The organism is Bacteroides sp. 1001302B_160321_D4 (assembly GCF_015667765.1).
Taxonomy (GTDB): Bacteria; Bacteroidota; Bacteroidia; order Bacteroidales; family Bacteroidaceae; genus Bacteroides; species Bacteroides xylanisolvens.
Genome location: NZ_JADPLO010000058.1, coordinates 12,783 through 33,612, shown reverse-complemented (window position 1 = coordinate 33,612; position 20,830 = coordinate 12,783). Strand labels below are relative to the sequence as shown.

Below are 20,830 nucleotides of genomic sequence, written 5' to 3'. Positions count from 1 at the left end.
GGGACTGCCAGTCTTCACTGCTATTCTCTAAGCATATCTTTCAGCGATAACAATCCCATCAGGGAGTTGTTATCACTCCTATTTCATCCATTCCTACTTTCGCGGTTGTTGCGGTAGGTGTAGTAGCCTCCAACTTAATATAACGCGCCTGTACTTTCTGGCCGAAAGTGACCGTTTGCGGCAGCGGGTTGTGCATGATATTACTGAACTCACCATTGGCAGGAACTTCCTTCCAGTGCTTTCCGTCCATGCTCACAAAGAATTTATAACGGAAAGCCATCGTCGGTTTCGCTTCCGCTTTCGAAGGGGCATAAGTAAAGCTGGCTAATGTCACCGATTTGCCCAAGTCAATCGTCAACGGAGAATCAGCGACTTGTTTCCAGCCGGCACGAGGCAGATTATTCCAATCTTCACCCTGAACCACTTCCTGCAAAGGAGCTGCATAATAAGCGGCCACTTGGTTAATATGAGCAGTCAGACGACATTCGTCAATCTTCACCCGTAACTGACTGGCTTTCACGACCGGGAAACGCAGCATACGTTTATATCCGATTGTCGTACCCTTGCCTACTTCTTTCCAACCGTTATCAGTCAAAGCCTCTACAACGAAAGACTCCACTCTCTGTCCTTTTGTGATATCTTCCTGAAGCATCACTAAGTTAATTTCCGAACCCGGTTCCAAAGAATAAACGGCTTCACTGCCCGAAATGGCATTCCAGTAGTTTCTCCCTTTCTTCACCCGGTTATCGGCAAATATCTGTTCACGGTAAGCTGCAAATTCCTCCAGACGATTCACGTCCGCTTCATTAATCAAGCCTTTGCGGTCGGGCGGTATATTCAATAAAAGCACGGAGTTATATCCTACCGACTGGAAATAAATATCCGACAGATGTTTCAAGGATTTCACTTTCGCGTCTTCTTCCGCATGATAGAACCATCCCGGACGGATGGACACATCCACTTCCGAAGGATACCAGAATAATTCCGTAGCTTTCTCCAGCATTTTGCGGCTTCCTAAATCTTCCGCTTTGCTAAAGACACCCAGACGTTTGTTGTTTTCTGTCGAGCGGGCATAAATTCCCGGAGTCAGTACGGTGGCATTCCATTCCGTTTCGCGTCCCAGCCCTCTTTCATTTCCTACCCAACGGACATCGTCTCCCATAATCGCCATCACAGCTTTCGGTTGAAGGCGTTGGATGGTTTTATAGAAAGCGTCCCAGTCATACACTTGTTTTTTTCCGTTCGGACCTTCGCCATTCGCCCCGTCGAACCAGACTTCATGCACCTCACCATAATTGGAAAGTAATTCTGTCAATTGACGGACAAAAAATTCATTGTAACGGGGAGAGTCCCCATAACATTCCGCATTCCGATCCCACGGAGAAAGATAGACGCCGAACTTCATATCATATTTATCGCAGGCTTTCCGGAGTTCTTTTACGACATCCCCCTGTCCGTTCTTCCAAGGAGAAGAGGCTACGGAATGTTTGGTGGTGGCTGTTGGCCAAAGGCAGAAACCGTCGTGATGCTTGGCGGTCAGAATAACCATTTTGAAACCTGCATTTTTCAAACTCTTCACCCATTGTTCAGCATCGAGTTCTGAAGGATTAAAGAGTGCAGGGTCTTCTTTTCCGTCTCCCCATTCACGTCCGGTAAAAGTGTTGATGCCAAAATGAAGGAAAGCGGTCAGTTCCATTTGTTGCCAGGCATATTGTTGCGGAGTGGGTACCAGCCGCGCTGCCATATCGACTTTCTGTTCGAGCGTTGCATCTTGAGGAAATTCAACATGCTTCACGTAGTAGTTTTCTTTTTTCTGTGCCTGCACTCCACCGATGAGGGTAGAAGACAATAAGAGAGAGATTAGTAGTTTATTCATAGCCTATAAATTATTGCAGTTTTACAAAAATAAAATAAAGGTACGGATTTCACGATTCTCATGGAATACTTTCTTACGATATTCCATTCAATCAGTGTAACCCCCACCTTTATATATAATCTAAATAACCTATTGATTTAGTATCTATTTCACCGGATAAAGGGTAAATTCAAAACTCTGTTTCTTTAATGGAACCAAGTACTGCGGTAACACTCCGGGACCACAAGTAGCCGTTCCCACGCCTGCCTGTTCGGCATCCAGATGCACTGTCAGCAAGCCATCACGTTCCAGTTCATTGATATGGCGGGCCTTCTCTAATAATACATCCGAGAAAGGAATCATACTAAACTGGAAAGCACGATTTGATTCTACAAAGAGGCCTTCGCCGGAAGTATTTGCCAACTTCGCCCAACGTACATCGGTGCGGTTGCCCGTAGATTGCGGAGCAACATAATAATGAAACATCCGTTCCGGTGTGGTCTGATATACACCGATTTTGCCGGACTGATTGCGGTCAATGTATGTTTCATTCCCTCCACGTCCGAGGTAAGAAACCTGATCGTAGGTGTTCGCCACACGGAATGTCAGTCCCAGACGTGCCATTGATTTCACGATGGTCGTGTCGGGCTGGAAAGTAGTAAGAACTTTCAGCGCACCGTTTTTATCCAATGAATAAACAAAGTCGGCAGTTCCTATCTTTTGCGCTTTCGCATTTAGAATTTCTACCCGGGCAGTGGTCGAAGTCTTGCCCTCTTTCAGTGAAACGACCTTTTGGGTCAGATTATCCAATCCTGCATTACGCCACAGGCGTGCACCGTTCTTATCCCGGTTGTCATTATCCGTTGCCGGGCGGAAAAGGCTTAATGTCAGTGGAGTGGCTAATAATTCTTTGCCGTCCAGGTTCAATGAAGTCAGCGCCCCTGTTTGCTTGTCAACGGTGAAAATCGTTTCACCTGCTTTTTGCGGACGGTAGCCTGTGTAATTCTTATTACCGGCAAGCACAAACTGATCGTACGCCACTTCCCAATCCTTATCGATCATTGAAGATGCTTCACGACGCGTCCAACTGATATTCAGATAAGCCTCACGAATTGTATTCGGAAGTTTGACAACGCCTAAAATTACATCTACGATAGCGTGCGGTGCACAATCAATCGTTTTCGTACCTTCTGCCAAAATCTTGCCATTGTCTGCCGTCACATTCCAGTTCAGTACATACTCATTCAGATTAGAGAAGTCATACCAGTTCTTGACACGGATAGTCAGATTCTTCTGATCCGCCAAAGTCGCTTTTATATTCTGGTATACTTTCTTTACCTCAAGCAAATGCGGATGCGGTTCACGATTGGCGCCTACCAAACCGTTACAGCAGAAGTTACCGAAACTCGGGATTCCTTCCGGTCCGTAATCACCGCCATACGTCCAATACCATTTACCGTTTTTATCTATTTCGCGGAATGACTGGTCCACCCAGTCCCAAACGCAGCCACCTTGTGCCATCGGATTGTTTTCAAATACATCCCAGTATTCTTTCAGTCCGCCGCAACTGTTGCCCATCGCATGAAGATATTCGCAAAGAATAAAAGGACGGTAGATGTCTTTCTTCGCAAGATATGCTTTGATGTCGTCCACACTGCGGTACATACGGCAGTAAATATCCGTATTATAGTTCAATTCAGCACGTTCGTATTGCACAGGACGAGTGTTTTCTACCGATTTCAGCCAGTCGTAGGTACGCTCGAAGTTGATTCCGTTGCCGGCTTCATTTCCCAACGACCAGATGACGATAGCGGGATGATTCTTGGAACGTTCGTACATCCGGTGGGTGCGGTCCATGTGCGCGGTCAGCCAGGTAGTGTCTTTGGCAAGAGAAGCAGCCCCATACCCCATGCCGTGGGATTCGATATTTGCCTCATCAATCATGTACAATCCGTAGCGGTCGCAAAGCTGATACCAGTAAGGGTGAGTCGGATAATGCGAGTTACGCACCATGTTGATATTGTGCAGCTTCATCAGTTTGATGTCCAGTTCCATCAGTTCTTTGCTCACGGTACGTCCCAGCTGGGAGTGTTCGTGGCGATTGGTTCCTTTCACCAATACCGGAACACCGTTGATGCAGAAACGTCCGTCCTTAATTTCCGAAGTACGGAAGCCGACTTCGCAACCCGTCAGTTCGGTGACCTTGCCTTGTTCATCCTTCAGTTCGAGTATTAATGTGTAAAGATGAGGATACTCTGCGCTCCAAGCCTTTACATCAGGTAGATTCTTTCTATCAAACGTGATAAGATTGCTCAATCCACGGGATTTTATCCGGATGGCATCCTGCAGGACAGTTTTGCCTTCGGCGTCTTTCAGGGTATAAGCAATAGAAGTGGCTCCAGGTGTAATAGAAGGTCCCTCTACGGTCACTTCAAGTCCGAAAATTCCATCTTTGTATTTCTCTTTGTCCAAAGATGCATTCAGTTTGTAGTCGGCAATGTACTGTTTGGGAGTGCTGTAAAGATACACATCGCGTTCGATACCACTCAAACGCCACATATCCTGACATTCCAAGTAAGCACCCGCACTCCATCGGTACACTTCCAAAGCAACCACATTTTCGCCTTCATTGAGGACGTCAGTAATATCCCATTCGGCAGCTGTCTTTGACCCCTGATTGTATCCAAGCAATTTTCCATTCACCCATACATAATAGAAAGAGATGACCCCTTCACAACAAAGTACTACCCGGCGTCCTTTCCAGTCGGCAGGCACTTTGAAGGTACGGCGGTATGAGCCGACTTCATTCTCCGCATGCGGTACCAGCGGCGGATTCTTCTTGAAGTTGAACATTTTATCGTCAAATTCATACGTTTCGTTGACATAGATAGCTGTGCCATAACCCTGACGTTCCCAGTTGCCAGGCACATTGATGTCCGCCCATCCTCCTGTGTAATAAGAAGGTTGGTAAAAGTCCTTCGGACGGTTATCGGGATTCTTCACCCAATGGAATTTCCACTTTCCGTTCAGGCTCATATAAAAAGGAGACTGTTCATACCCTCCCGGCTTTTCAATGTCGGAAGCGTTGGCATAAGGCCATACGTATGTGTGAGGAGCGAGTTTGTTCAGTCCCACCGCATACTGGCTCTGCCATTCGGGTAACGGTTGTTGCTGCGCTAACGTGAAAGTAGTGGCAGCCAGTACTGCTGATAAGATTAAAGAAGTTCGTTTCTTAAAGCTAATGTTCATAAGCATGTCATCATAATTAGTTTATACAAGATTGTTTTACAAAGCACCTAATTGCTATTTTTAACTACTTGATTACTATTCTATAATCACTTCATCAAAATAGACTCTCGCTTCCTGACCGGGGCGGACATGCTCGTCGGGACATATCCCCGCACCTTCTGCCGTCACCCGGACATAACGAGCAGATACTCCGCCCATGTCTATCGAATAGTCATTTCTGAAAGTTCCTTCCTGATAGATTTCTTCCGGAGAAAAGTTCAATTCTCCTATGGCATGGTAGGTACGATTATCATCAGAAACTTCTACGCGAATCATTTTCGGTTTGTGCGCTCCCATTCCATAATTCGTAATGCAACCAATGGTTAATTTATTCAGTTTTTCCTGACTCTGCAAATCTATTGTGAAAGAGATAGAATCATTCCGGCTCCAGTTACACCATTCAAAATCAGTATATTTCAAGCTTCCCCGCAATCCATTGACTAATAACATTTCGTTCTTCTTATTGTCAAGCAAAGGTTTTGCCGTAGCTTTGTTCCATGTGAGTGGCAACTCTAAGGTTTCTCCCATTTGCTTGCCGTTCATAAAGGTAGCGGCTTTCACCATTTGCGTTTTCGTCACACAGATAGGTCCGTCGTAACGATGAGAAGACATTGCCGGATTACTCCCATTCAGTGTATAATAAATTTCCACATCCGGACGGATACATTCCAAACTCACTTCCAGATGTCCGTCCACTGGTGTCACCGTCTGTTGTATGTTATACATTGAGCGGGCATAAACAATTCCTTTTTCTGCAATATGCGAATTGTATACATCCATTCGTTTCAAAAATCCAGTCCAGTCCTTCGTTCCTGCAGCTGTCCAAGCCACTTCTGCCAAGGCAGCCAGACGAGGGAACAAAAGATAATCCACATCTTCCGGTTTATTACAGAATTCCGTCCACATACAGGCCTGTATACCCATTAGCAATGATTCGTATTCCGGTTTCCAGTCTTTCTGTACAGGTTCGTAATCAAAAACATCTTTTAGGGTATTGTTACCGAAATACGTTACCGGTTCAAACCATTGCGGTCCCTGATAGCGAATCAGGTACATGATACGCGCCGGAGTCATGATGAAACGATGTCCTTTTTCAGCAGCTTTCAGGGCAGCCGTTCCCATTCCCTGCCAACCGAGAATAATGGATTCTTCGGGAAGAAAAGAGCTGTTTGTCAATTCATCCCAGCCAATCACCTCGCGTCCTTTCTTACGCAGATAATCACTAATACGCTTCATGAAATAACCTTGCAAGTCTTCCTCATTGGCTAAATGCTGCTTTCTCATCCGTTTCTGACAAAGCGGACATTTTTCCCAGTTCGTCTTTCGCGCTTCATCTCCTCCGACATGAATATAGCGGGAAGGGAAAAGTGCCAGAATTTCGTCAAAGACATCCTGCAAGAATGTAAATACGCTATCATTTCCCGCACAGTAGATAATCTCGGAATTTCGTCCTCCCAAGCCGGGAAGTACACCGATAAAGTCTTTCACAACCGGACAAGCAAACTGGGGATAAGCAGCCAAAGCAGCGTTACTGTGTGCCGGTACATCTATTTCCGGAATGACTTCTATTTGTCTGTCGGCAGCATAAGCTACAATTTCCCGAATCTCCTCCTGTGTATAGAAACCACCTATTGGAGTAAGCTCTCCACGCTCCGGGTTACGGCGTGAGTGAAAAGGTACATCCGTACGGTCTACTCTCCACGCTCCTACTTCCGTCAAACGAGGATATTTCTTTATTTCAATCCGCCAGCCGTTATCGTCCGTCAGATGAAAATGAAGTTTGTTTATTTTCAACATCGCCATACAGTCGATGATTCGCAGTACGTTCTCTTTGGGAATAAAGCAACGTACCGGGTCCAAAAGTAATCCTCTGAAACCAAAACGGGGCTCATCCTGAACTGTCATTGCGGGAACGCTCCAAGCGATATTCTGTACCGGTTGCTCTGATTCTATGGCAGCAGGCAGGAGTTGGCGAATAGATTGCAGGGCATAAAAGAAACCCTTTGTATCCGAAGCTTTAATAAGTATCTGTTGCGGTGTAATCTCCAACAGATATGCTTCGGGTTTAAAAGAAGAATCCGTCACAAAACGAATTTGTCCTTCTTTGCTGCCGACATTCAAAGCCGGAGTTATTCCGGCAGCACGGGTAAACAAGTCGATAAAATTGCGGGCAATCACGGCTTGTTCCTGATTTTCTACCGCAAAGGCCGTTTTTGCAGAAAAGGTGAAATTACCACTACCCGGCACAATCTGTGTCGGGCGTGGTACTATTGAAATTAAAGGGGATGTTAAGTTATCAGCCTGCAAGAACACTGTCAGTGGCGAAAGCAGTATGAGAATGATTAAGATGTATCTTTTCATGGTGTATATACGTTGGTGTTATTCCTTGTCTCTTTCCGGTGAGAAGCGGACAGGGTCATTGTATTGCTCCTGAAGTTTCAGCATTTCTTCTTTCAGTTCTTTCACTACCGATTCGTATTCAGGTTGCCCGTAGAGGTTGTGCATTTCCGACGGGTCTGCCTGCAAGTCGTAGAGTTCCCACCAGTTGATATCATTATAGAAATGAATCAATTTATAGCGGTCTGTACGTACCCCGTAATGACGTTTCACCATGTGTTCAGCGGGATATTCATAGAAATGATAGTAGAGAGCTTTCCGCCAGTCTTTCGGATGTTCGCCTTTCAGTAAAGGAACGAGGGATATCCCTTGGATATCAGAAGGGATTTCTGCTCCTGCCAATTCGAGGAAGGTGGGTGCATAGTCGATGTTCTGTACCATTTCTGTGATATCACCCCTGCGGTCGAATCCTTTCGGCAAACGCATGATAAGCGGTGTACGCATGGATTCTTCGTACATGAAGCGTTTATCAAACCAACCGTGTTCACCCATGTAGAATCCTTGGTCGGAAGTATAGACGACAAGTGTGTTATCCAGCAAGCCTTTCTCTTTCAGATAGTCGAGTACACGACCAACATTGTCGTCCAGTGATTTTACGGTCTTCATATAGTCACGCATGTAACGCTGGAATTTCCAATTGGCAAGTTCCTTGCCTTGCAGGTTCTGCCTGTAGAAATCATCTATAACCGGCGTGTAGAATTTGTCCCATGCAGCACGTTGACCTTCGTCCATACGTCCGACATACTTCTCATATAAGGATTTCAGACGGGTGTTTTTATCAGGACGAAGCATTTTGAGGTCATAAATCATGTCCATGTCCTTCACAATATTCATCTCTTGCGCGGCAGCGGCGGGACGTCCTTCATAATCGTCAAAGAAATTATCCGGTAGCGGGAAGGTTTTATCTTCGTACAAAGCCAGGTTGCAAGTATCCGCCAACCAGTTACGGTGAATTGCCTTGTGGTGAATCAAAAGGCAGAAAGGTTTTTCCGGATTGCGTTTGTTTTCTATCCAGTCAATGGCGTCATCGGTAATAAGATTCGTGATGTATCCATGTTTTTGAATAGTGTCATTGTTTTGTGTGATGAAATCCGGGTTGTAGTAGTCTCCTTGTCCGGGAACAATCTGCCAGTAATCAAAGCCGGAAGGCAAGCTTTCAAGATGCCATTTACCCACCAATGCTGTCTGATAACCGATTTTCTGCAACAGTTTCGGAAAAGTTTGTTGCGAACTGTCGAATACGCAAGTGGTATTATCATAGAATTTATTGGCACAACTATGTTTGCCCGTTATCATGCAGGCACGGCTGGGGCCGCTTAAAGAATTGGCAACAAAGCTTTGAGTAAAACGTACACCGTCAGCAGCAATGCGGTCGAGGTTGGGGGTTTCCATGTAGCGTGTGTCGTAACAGCTCATCATTTGAGCTGTGTGGTCGTCTGTCATAATGTAGACGATATTCAAAGGGAGTTGCTCCGCAGGCCTTTGCTTGTTTGAGCAGGAAGCAAGGGAAGCTACGGCAGCTATTCCTGCTAAAGGAAAGAATAAGTTTGATTGCAGTTTTTCCATAAAACAACTTTATATTAGATTGTAGTGACAAAGGTAGAGACCTGTCAACAAAATCCATGTTCACAAATAACCAATTAATTTCCAATATTCTCCATTTTTGTCTGTTTCAGAAGGAAAAATGGCAAAAACACTATTTACAACTCATTTCCAATCCAGCAAATCCAAGAAAATATATACAATGATTTCTATTTATATAAAGAAAACCCGAATGAAAAGCAGAAACACTCCTCCTCTGCATTCGGGAAAAAACAACTTGTTATAACTACTATTTTTAATAGCCGAAGTTATTTTTTGTAATAGCTATATTAGTATTCATTTCATCACGCGGAATAGGGAACAACAAATTCTTTTTCAAGAAAGTCTCATCATTCAAATTTCCATTATTGTAAATACGTTCACCCCAGACTCCCGTTGCATTGGGATTATTCTCCTGCCACTTTTTAGTTATTGAGTGATTATTATTCACAGTAAGTGCTTTTTTCAAATATTCAGTTCCACGCAAGCGCATCATTTGATACATTTCAGTTTCACCGGCACCTTCAAAAAGTCTTTCAAAGAATATCTTTTCACGTACTTGATCTTTTGTTAATGTTGACTCCCATTTGGCTGGTTGTGTCGAAACCTTAGCTCCCGACTTACGTGCACGCGCCAACACGAGATCTACTGTATTAATTGCATCGTCTTTTCTATCCAATTCATTATAGACATCAGCCAACATCAATAATAAATCTGCATAACGATATAAAATTAGATTTTTATGACTGGCAATACCTGCCATATTCATATCAAAAGCTTTTGCAAAATGAGGCCATGCCGCTCTTTCTCCTGTCCTACCCGCCGCAGTACATACATTCAAAAAATCTTTCAATCCTTTACGATATTTCTCATCAAATTTGGTTTCATCATTCGTGATAGCCAAAATTTCATCCGCGCTCGGATTCTCTTTATTAGTCAATAACTCATAAGGAATTCTACCAACTAACAACTTGTTATTTTTCCAACCGGCAGGTTTTATACCGCTATCATAAGTGAAATAAGGATATTCATAGGTAGAGTCACGGGCAGACGGCACAGGCTCTACTTGAGCTACAGGTCCGATATTGTTTGTACATTTTCTCCATTTTGCCATAAATGTAGTCTCAATACGAGGATCTCCCCAATAGGTTCCCGCAAAGAAATCATAAAAAGCTTTCGTACACTTCACTCTATGGAAACTCTTACCATACGATGATGCAGCAGGATTAAAAACCCAAGATCCCCTATTAAAAGAAGACAACTCACCATTCACCTGAAATCCCAGTTGAAATATAGATTCTTTAGAACCTTTAATCTTATCAACAAATAAATTAGAAAATTTCGATTCCAAATCATATTTACCTTTCACTCCTTCAAAATAGGTCTTTGCTTTTTCCCAAGCTGTAGCATCACCCAAACAACCTAAAGTATGATACAACTTACCTAAATATGCTTCTGCAGTCCATTTCGTTGGAAATCCATCAGAATTCGTTTCCGGCAAATATTTTGAAGCAAATTCCAAGTCACTTCGTACAACATCCAACACCTCTAAACGCGAGGAACGAGGTACAGCTACGCCGTCATGAGAAGAAGGAGTTGTCTTCAAGGGTACATCTCCCCAACATATTGCAAGGTTATAATAAGACAAGGCACGCAAGAAATGAGCCTCTGCAGCCATTTCGTCTTTATCCTCCAAAGAAGTACTTTCTACGTTGGCTATAAATGCATTCGTTTCATTAATTACTTTATACATTACATACCATGCATTTGTCAACAGATCATCTGTATAGTCACATTGCAGCCATCCACACATATCATTTGTCCCCCCATTAGTCTGTGCCCATCCGAAACCACTATATCGTACCGGAATTTCTTGCCAATGCTGACCATATCCTCCACTAGTCAATGCAAAATAACCATAGCATCCATATAATGCTGCACGTGCCTTTTCAGAAGTAGAAAACTGAATTTGTGTATTCAAAGTATATTGCGGGTCTTCATCTAACCACGATTCACAAGAAGCCAATAATAAGCAGCTTGCTAATAAAAATATATAGGTAAATTTCTTCATTTTCATAATCATTTATTGTAAATTAAAAGGTTACATTCAAGCCAAACACAAAAGAACGCATATTTGGAAAAGCATTCATATCAATACCCCGACGCAGGCCATCAAATGCAAAGCTATTTACCTCCGGATCATATCCACTATAATTGGTTATAACAAATGCATTCTTTACTGAAGCAAAAATACTGGTATTCTGGAACCCAATCTTAGTCATCCACGCTTTAGGCAAAATATAATTCAGCGTAATATCTGAACAACGCAAATAACTTCCATCTTCTACATAACGATCATAAACAACACCTTTTACATTTGAAGTAGACGACGGATATAAATTAGAACGATTCTCCGGAGTCCAGGCATTATAATAAGCATCTTTTCTCAAGTTTCCGGCCTGCCTGGAAGGAGTCTGTTCGTAACGGATATTTGTATTCAGAATATCATTACCATAAACACCTGTAAAAGAAGCAGAAAGAGATATATTCTTCCATTCCAAACGTGTCTGGAAACCATAGGTGAAATCAGGATTCGGATCACCTATCACAACCATGTCATTAGGATCTACTATACCATCTTCATTCACATCCACACATTTAATATTACCAGCTGCCATATCATTTCCAACAGATGAAGTGTAATATTTGGTAGAACCATCTGATGAGATATATCCTACTTTGCCATCAACAACATCTTCTTCCTGAATAATTCCCTGTGTCTTATAACCGAAAAATAGTCCCGGAGCCTCACCCTCAATAAAAACATTTGCAGGTCCAAAATGATCGCCAATCGTCTTACCTAAATAACCACGTACTCCTTTCAAGGAACCTATATCAGAAACTTCCAAACCTAAATTCTCAATCGTAGTCTTGTTGAAACCAATATTTCCGCCTACATTCCACTTCCACCCGTTACTGCGAATAATATCAGCATTTAAACTAAACTCAAAACCTTTATTCAACAACGAGCCTTCATTTATCATCACTGTTGCAAATCCACTGGAATATGGCAGAGCACGCTCAACCAACAAATCTTTTGTGTTTTTACGGTAATAATCAAATGCACCATTCAGGCGACCATTAAAGAAACCAAAGTCAAGACCAACATTCCACGAAGAAGTACGTTCCCACTTCAAACCCTCATTTTGCAGACTTTTGATTTGCATAGACGTCAGTTTATTCCCATCTCCATCAGCATAGTCCACCTTATTTTCATAAATAGATAGAGACTGATATGGATCAATACCCTGATTACCTGTCTCACCATAACCAACACGTACCTTCAACTGACTTAGCCAATCAATGCTCTTCATATAAGCTTCCTGTTCCATACGCCATGCTAATGAGAAAGACGGGAAATATGCCCAACGATTACCCTTTTTAAATTTACTGGATCCGTCAGCACGCAATGAAGCCGTCAACAAGTACTTATCATAAGCAGATAAATTAACACGTCCTAAATATGAAAGTAATTGATAATCTTTTTGTATAGGCTGTTTTACATCCACTTTTCCTGCATTAGACAATCCTTTAGTACGTAAGTCATAGATAGAAAAAGTATTGCCTGAAACATTCTCTGTCAGAAAATGATATTCATCATAAGTGATACCCGCTGTTGCCGACAGACGAAAATCCTTAGTCAAGTCCATATTAAAGTTTAACAGGTTTTCCACTGTATAATTAGACTTATTGACATTACTGATTGCCAGTAAACCCTTCACATTTTCTCCCGGAGGTAACTGAATCCCATACCAACGTTTACGGTCATTGACAATTATATTCCCCCCTGCACGCAGACTATACGAGAAATATTTATTAATGTTCCAATTCAGATTCAAGCTTCCATTAAATGTCTTATTATTAGTAATATCATCATAATCATTTACCCAACTAAATACATTCATTTTTGATTCCAAAGCACCCGGATCATCATCAGGAACAATATAAGGAGCTGTATCAAGAACCGTACGAGCCAAAGATCCGGCAACGCCTCCGGTTGTATTACCGCCCGTCATCATATCATTCTGCTTTAATGAACCGCTCAATATCAAATTTAAAGTTACTTTTTTAGATAATTCAGCAGTTAAATTAGCACGCAAGTCACCCTGTTTTATTCCTGTATTTTCTACGATACCATTAATATCCTTAAAGTTACCGGAGATATAATATTTCATACCGGCAGTTCCTCCACTGACAGAAGCCGAGTAGACCTGTGAGAAAGCTGATGTATATGCTTCTTTTTGCCAGTTGCGATAGGTAATAACCTTATATAATTCCGGATTATTCGGATCTGCCTGATAAGCGGATTCATTACCACTAAATACGTAACGCATTTCACCATTAGGTTGCAGATAATATCGCGGTTGGTCTAATTTAGAATTAGTGTAATCGGCATACTCTTCCAAATTTAACATATCGTGCAAGTTACGTGCATTAGCTATCGTAAAGTTCGCTGTGACATTTACTTTTGCCTTTCCGGCCTTTCCCTTTTTAGTTGTAATAAGAATTACGCCATTGGCACCACGAGAACCATAAATCGCAGTAGCAGAAGCATCTTTCAAGACGGTAATATCCTCAATATCATTAGGATTTATTGCACTCAACGGATCTTGAGCTATTTGGAAGTCACCACCTCCCACAGCAGACTCGGCAAACTCACCAGTAGATGCTTGCGGCACATTATCAATCACATATAACGGCTGATTATCTCCACGTAATGAGTTAGCACCACGAATAGTGACAGAAGAAGCAGCACCCGGAGTAGACATTGAAGCTGTTACATTTAAACCTGCAATCTTACCTTGCAATAGCCCGTCAATAGATACAGCTTTTGAAGCATCATTCGCATCAGGACGAAGACTGGCTGTAGCGCCTGTTAAATCGCTCTTTTTAGCCGTTCCATAACCAACAACAACTACTTCATCCAAATTTTGTGCATCCTCTTTTAATTGAACGTTAATTTTAGTCTGATTTCCAACCACTATTTCTTGTTTGGAATAACCGATAAAAGTAAAGACCAACACTGATTTTGAGTTTGGAACGGAAATGGAGAATTTTCCATCAATGTTGGTAATTGTCCCATTAGTAGTACCTTTTACTTGTACATTGACACCAGGCATACTTTCATTTAGAGCATCCACTACCTGACCGGTAATGTTTTTTCCTTGTCCCATAGATTGCGCTGCAAACGCAAACAATGTGATGAAACATAGCAGAAAAACTTTTGATAGGTTCTTCATAGAAGTCATTTTTATAAATTATTAAATTTAAAGATTAAAAAGCTTATTCCAGATTTTTTGCTGAAATCCATACGCAAATATAGACGTGGTTACTGAATATGCATGTTCTATTTTAGCTACTATTTTTCCAATTTTGTCTAAAATCATCCATTTCATCGATATATCTAACCATCATAGACATTGTTGGACATCTTACGAATCAAAAAAAGAAAGCGGAAGTATCCATTCTTGAATATTCCCGCCTCCTTTATATTTTATCCTAATATAACTACAACAATTTTCCTATGAAGATATATTATAGGTTTTCTATATCAGAAGATTGAAGACCCGTATATTTGATAATTATATCAATGGATATTCCGTCCTCTCTCATCTTCCGAGCAATTTCAATTTGCTTCTTTTGCTCTCCTTTCTCCAACCCTTTCTCCAACCCTTCCTTCATCCCTTCTTTCATCCCTTCTTTTATTCCCTCTAGCCTTCCTTTTTTCACTCCTTTTTCCAACCCGGCCTTCATCCCTTCCTTTAACCCTTCTTCAGCCGCTTTTCTCCGCATCTCTTCGTTTTTACGCCGTTCATCCTCCTCTACAATTTGGTTGACCCTATACCGATCTAATGCCTTATCATAAGCGATACGGTTTTCTTCCGAAAGATCGGCAACTGCTGCCAATCTCGCCAGATGTTCAAACACTTGTTCTTTCAAAGCATCCGGCATTCTATTCCAATTGCTCATATTCTTCAGTGCATAAATTAATTTATCATATAATGTATGGCAGTCCGACAAATCCTTTGTAAAATAAGGAAATTGCAAATAAATCTGCCGGAGATGCGGATTAACAATCTTCCCTGTATCACGGTCGGAAAGAACCGTATCCGTACGGAATTTAGCCTCTAAATTTTCCTCTTTGAAATTCATCAGGAAAATTCCATATATAGTAGGTAGTCTATACTGCTTTCCATAAGAGACAAGTGGTTCTCTTGCAGTCATCGGATCTTCAGGGACAGGGACTTCTTTTGAAGAAGGAGATTCTATCTGCCGACTCACAGCACGACAAACATAATAAAGTGTACGATCTAAAAAATTACTGTGCCAACGATTCTGCATCTCCACGATAATATACTCACCACTTGCTGTACGGCAATAAAGATCATAAATGATACCTTTATCACTCACATTGTCTGCATGATCTTCCTTATCCAGAAAAGTAAGTTCTGTAATATGATGTTCACCTGCAAGTAATTCGTTCAACAAAGTGATGAGCAAATTCTTACTGGCCGGTTGACCAAAAATAATTTTAAATCCTATATCAGTAAAAGGATTGACGTATTTGGACATGATATTCTATTTTTAGCAAAGGTAACTATTTAAATCCATAAACATAAAAAACAATCCCAAACTTTACGGATTTATAGCCTTTTATAGTAAGCTGTCTCCCTTTCAATTCCTCCAAACAAACAAGAGAAATGTTCTATTTTTCAGATTAAGAAAGAAAACAAAACTATTGAAGATGGTAATCCGGAATTAAAAGCATCCATATTACCACATATATATGCATATTACCACCACAATACAGCATATATTTTCAGATGATATGCGTTTTCTTTAAAGAAATAAATGATTTTCCTCGGTGAGCAATAAGCCATTCCTCGGTGAGGAACACATCCTTCCTCACCGAGAAAGCCTTCCATACTCACCGACCAAGTTATAAAAGCCCTCGGAAAAGCCCGTTTATAGGCTAGTTCATCATCACAAGCGCACAAAAGAAAAATGATAAAGCAAACTACATACGGGCAAATAGTAAGCATATAGATAGCAATACAGAGAAATTATTTATTTTTAGACAGGAATTATCCAGGATAACAAACAACCCTACATTCTTTCATCCAAAATGCAGAGCGTTTTTTCCTTCACCACAAACAAGTGACCGATATATTAAAAACAGAAAGAATAGAATATACCCTTTTTCAGATCAGCACATTTTTAATCCCCTCCTTTCAACAACCATACTCTTTCAGAGTCTGCATCAACTTCGCACCATTGATCGGCTTCACCAGATAATCATCACAACCGGCTTTCAACGCAGCTACCCGGTCGGCATCAAAGGCATGAGCAGTCAGGGCGATAATTGGAATTTCAGCATTAAACTTCCGGATCTCCGAGGTTGCAGTACGCCCGTCCATAACAGGCATCTTCATATCCATCAGTACCAAATCCACCGGTTGGGTACGAACAATCTCAACTGCCTCCAGTCCATTCGGTGCGTGTAACAACTGGCATTTGTTTTTCAAAATAGAAGATACCAAAAAGAAGTTACTTTGAATATCTTCAACGACCAGCACTCTTTTAGGTACTTTCTTTGTTTCTTCGGAGTCAAGAATGCTTTCATTATCTGCATCCTTCTCATTATTCCGACGTGAAGAAGTCGGCTCGCTGTCAACCGAATCAAACTGGCATGGCAAAACCGCCCAAAATAAAGACCCTTTATCAAATTCCGACTCAAAGCCTATCTCTCCCCTGCAAGCCTCAACGATGGCTTTACAAATAGACAGTCCCAGTCCGGTTCCCTGTGCAAATTCATCCAGTTTCTCAAAACGATGGAACACCTTGTCTTTTTTATCTTCCGGTATACCAATACCTGTATCGCGAACGTAAAGACGAATATCTCCGTCTATCTTTTCATACCCCATTTCAATAGTTCCTTTGGAGGTATATTTGATAGCATTAGTTACAAAGTTAGTGAGAATCTGCGCTAACCGGTTTTTATCCAAACGAACGGTACAGGTTTCATAAGGATTCACGGGAACTAACCGAACCTGCGGATTTACTACACGACGATGCATCGAAGCAGCTAATTCGTTGAAATAAACAGCCAAATCAAAATCTTCGTATTTCAGTTCTACCGAGCCGGCTTCTATTTTCGAAAGATCCAGTATGTCGTTAATCAGTTTCAAAAGCAACTCATTGTTGGCATTGATAATCTGAATAAATTCTTCTTTTTCTTCTTGATCTTCCGTCACCATCAATAAATCGGAAAAACCAACGATAGCATTTAACGGTGTACGGATTTCGTGGCTCATATTTGCCAGAAAGGCGGATTTCAACTTATCGGATTGTTCAGCACGACTCCTTGCCTTTTCAAGTTCACCTATCATGTGCTGCCGCTCGGTAACATCATCTACGCGAATCACGACACCGTCAACATCTCCCTGTTCATTAAATATGGGAGTAGCAAAGACTTCTATGACATGCTTGTTATCCAGATTAAACAAGATAGACTCTACCTGACCGGATTTCCGGGCACGTTGCATCACACAATTCTCACAAGGAGTGGTGCGATTATGGGCTGTCAGATAGCAAGGTTCTCCTTTTTTGTAAGCCTCATAAGAAAGGCTTTTACTACAAAGCGAGATATTCTCCCATTGTACGATATAGTCGTTCGCAATATATGCCAATCCCGAATTAATATTGTTCAATACCAATTCATTCTGACGAATCAAATGGATCATTCTTTGTTCGCTCTCAAGAAGTTCTTTTTTCGAACGCACAACCTCTTCGTAAAGATTGTCATATTTGTTTTGCCACAAAACACGTTCGGTGATATCTTGAGTTATCACCATATAATTGGTAATTTCAGACTTATCATTATGTACAAAAGAAACGGTAATCTCGAAGAATTTTATACCGGACAGATTAGTAGGAAAAAGACGGCACAAGTCATCAAAATCATATTTTGCCATGAAACGCACTGTTTCTCCTTTTCTGATCTGTTCCTTGATTTCATCAGAGAAACTGGTGTAGTTGAATAGATTATAGCCCAAAATATCCTTTTTGTCTTTTATCCCCATTGATCTCAACCGTGAATAATTGACATCTATCATGAGACCGTCCTTATCATACAATTCCAAGCCTACAGACAAGTCATTAAAGATATTATGCAATAAGTTATCAGCTATCCCATTTACCAAAGTCTGTTCCATGCAGCAAAATTTGTATAGTATTACAATATTGATTGTTTATCCAAGCAAAGTTACTTTAATATTTTGTTACATAGAAAGAAAGAGGCCTTTTAGCCTCTTTCAGTATCTTTATTTCGCATTTTGGTATAAGAAGCCTTCTGCTTTCGCTAATGTTTCCGGTTTGCCTATATCAATCAGATGCAACTTTTCTGTCAAGTAACCACCATAGTTTACTTGCCGGCAAGTGGCAAGATAGAAATCCATGATAGAGAATTTTCCATCCCATGAGGGAGAGGTCATCCATTGAAAAATGGCGGGCGAAAGTACATGGATGCCACTGAATGCATATTCTTGATAAAGGGAAGAATCATACTGAAAACCTTCCGGTTTCACTTGTTCCGTATCCTTGTTTATCCATCCGCAAAGTCTCTTATCTGTATCAAAAAGAAGATAGCGGGAGGTTTTACGTTGGCTGGCCAGTAAAGTGGCAACAGCACCGCTTCGTAAATGGTAGTCATATAATTCTTTCAGATTCACGTCTGAAAGAATATCGACATTGTGTATCAGGAAAGGCTCATCGGAGTTTTCAAAGAAAGAACGGGCTTTCTTAATTCCCCCACCGGTGTCGAGCAACAGATCGCGTTCATCGGAAATATGTATGATAAGCCCAAAATTCTCATTGGCTTCTAAGAAATCAAGTATTTGTTCGCCAAAATGATGGATATTAATCACTATTTCTGTGAATCCGGCAGCTTTCAGTTTTAAGATCACATGTTCCAACATCGGATGTCCGGCTATGGGAACCAAAGCCTTCGGCATGGTATCGGTGAGCGGCTTCAGCCGGCTACCCAAACCGGCTGCAAATATCATTGCTTTCATTCTTTCGGTTACTTTCTTCTTTAATATTTACTCTTCTTAGATTGTTGCCTCAAACGTATGTTCGATATTCTGTTCCCGATGCACCAGTTCGACTTTCACACCAAATTTCTGATTCAGGTGCTCTGCCAGATGCTGGGCAGAATAAACAGAACGATGCTGTCCGCCGGTGCAACCGAAGCAGACGGACAAATTGCTGAATCCGCGTTCCATATAACGTTTCACGGAGGCATCTACCAAAGCATAGACATGATCGAGGAAACGGAGTATTTCGCCATCTTCTTCCAAGAAAGTGATTACAGGTTCATCCAGTCCGGTGAAAGGTTTGTAACGCTCATACTTGCCGGGATTATTCACGGCACGGCAGTCGAACACATATCCTCCTCCATTGCCGGTAGAGTCATCAGGAATTCCTTTTTTATAGGCAAAGCTCATTACTTTGACAGTTAGCTGCCGCTTTTTCAGGTCGTCCGTAAATTGTTTCAGTCCGGTAAGCTCCCGCAAAACGTTACAGAGATACGGATATTCCGGATATTCTTCTTTTAACAATTCACGCAGGTTTTCGATGGCATAAGGAACGCTTTGGATAAAATGCGGTTTTTTTTCAAAGTAACCACGGAAACCGTAGGCCCCCAGCACTTGCAGCGTACGGAAAAGGACAAAGTGGCGAAGCTGGCTATAAAAATAGGATTCGTCAATCGGTTGGTATTTGCGAAGAGCTTCCATATATTCTTGCAGCAGTTCTTTACGGAGGCTATCGGGATATTTCGCTTTCGCCTGCCACAGGAAAGAGGCTATGTCATAATAGAACGGGCCTTTGCGTCCGCCCTGAAAGTCGATAAACCACGGTTCCCCGTCTTTTATCATCACATTACGGCTTTGAAAATCACGATACATGAAAGTAGCGGAAGAACTGCGGAGCAAGACATCGCTCATTTTTTGGAAATCATCTTCCAGTTTGTCTTCCTGAAACTCCATGCCGGTAGCTTTCAGGAAGCAATATTTGAAGTAATTCAAATCCCACAGAATAGAGCGTTGGTTGAACTCCGGTTGAGGATAACAGCGGGAAAAATCAAATCCATCCGCCCCGGCAAATTGAATAGCAGGAAGCAGACGAATCGTTTTGCGAAGCAACTCTTTTTCCTCTTCGGAAAAGACACTGGTAGCACGTCCTTTCTCTATGGCATGGAACAACAGAGTATCGCCCAAATCTTCCTGCAAATAATAGGTTTTATCTTCCGAGGCAATGCGCACTTCGGGAACAGGCAGTCCACATTTGCGGAAGTGTCCTGCCATATAAAGAAATGCCTCATTCTCATCAATAGAAGCCCCGTAGACTCCAATCAATGTTTCTATACCCGTCAGCCGAAAATAACGGCGGTTGGAACCAGAAGACGGTAATTCTGTTATGTTTTCAGCGGGAACGCCCGTATATGACTGATAAAGTTTCTGTAGTTCTTCGGTAATCATAGTCGTATATTTTCGAGCAAAGATAAGCATAAAAACTAAAAAATAAGAGAGGGGATTTAACTAATATTCATCCGAATACACTATCTTTGTTTCAGTTTAACTGACCTGA

Annotated in this window: 10 protein-coding genes; all 10 read right to left on the bottom strand. The window is 41.8% G+C overall.

Features of this window, described 5'->3' with window-relative positions:
- Positions 1 to 58: 58 nt before the first annotated feature.
- Complete coding sequence (locus KFO40_RS19625) at positions 59 to 1,876, bottom strand: alpha-L-fucosidase (RefSeq protein WP_134985311.1); 1,818 nt, start codon at positions 1,874 to 1,876, stop codon at positions 59 to 61.
- A 144-nt stretch (positions 1,877 to 2,020) separates the two neighbouring features.
- On the bottom strand, positions 2,021 to 5,110 hold the full coding sequence (locus tag KFO40_RS19620; RefSeq protein ID WP_211146714.1) for a glycoside hydrolase family 2 TIM barrel-domain containing protein: 3,090 nt from the start codon (positions 5,108 to 5,110) through the stop codon (positions 2,021 to 2,023).
- A 69-nt stretch (positions 5,111 to 5,179) separates the two neighbouring features.
- Positions 5,180 to 7,504, bottom strand: a complete 2,325-nt coding sequence (locus KFO40_RS19615; RefSeq protein WP_141409454.1) for a glycoside hydrolase family 20 protein — start codon at positions 7,502 to 7,504, stop codon at positions 5,180 to 5,182.
- Between the two features lie 18 nt (positions 7,505 to 7,522).
- Positions 7,523 to 9,106, bottom strand: a complete 1,584-nt coding sequence (locus tag KFO40_RS19610; protein WP_004316231.1) for a sulfatase — start codon at positions 9,104 to 9,106, stop codon at positions 7,523 to 7,525.
- Positions 9,107 to 9,377: 271 nt separating this feature from the next.
- A complete protein-coding gene (locus KFO40_RS19605) occupies positions 9,378 to 11,192 on the bottom strand; it encodes a RagB/SusD family nutrient uptake outer membrane protein (protein WP_008026069.1) in 1,815 nt (604 codons plus the stop codon).
- 22 nt (positions 11,193 to 11,214) lie between these two features.
- Positions 11,215 to 14,421, bottom strand: a complete 3,207-nt coding sequence (locus KFO40_RS19600) for a SusC/RagA family TonB-linked outer membrane protein (protein ID WP_032851522.1) — start codon at positions 14,419 to 14,421, stop codon at positions 11,215 to 11,217.
- Positions 14,422 to 14,716: 295 nt separating this feature from the next.
- Positions 14,717 to 15,754 (bottom strand): PD-(D/E)XK nuclease family transposase, encoded by a 1,038-nt coding sequence (locus KFO40_RS19595; protein WP_087317811.1) that lies wholly within the window; start codon positions 15,752 to 15,754, stop codon positions 14,717 to 14,719.
- 659 nt (positions 15,755 to 16,413) lie between these two features.
- Positions 16,414 to 18,396, bottom strand: a complete 1,983-nt coding sequence (locus tag KFO40_RS19590; protein ID WP_134993058.1) for a response regulator — start codon at positions 18,394 to 18,396, stop codon at positions 16,414 to 16,416.
- A gap of 108 nt (positions 18,397 to 18,504) precedes the next feature.
- Entirely contained in the window at positions 18,505 to 19,254 is a 750-nt protein-coding gene (locus KFO40_RS19585; RefSeq protein WP_004300821.1) for a nucleotidyltransferase family protein, read from the bottom strand.
- Between the two features lie 36 nt (positions 19,255 to 19,290).
- Positions 19,291 to 20,721 carry a phosphotransferase gene (locus KFO40_RS19580; protein ID WP_008026060.1) on the bottom strand — a complete coding sequence of 477 codons (1,431 nt, stop codon included), beginning with the start codon at positions 20,719 to 20,721 and terminating at the stop codon, positions 19,291 to 19,293.
- Between the last annotated feature and the right edge of the window lie 109 nt (positions 20,722 to 20,830).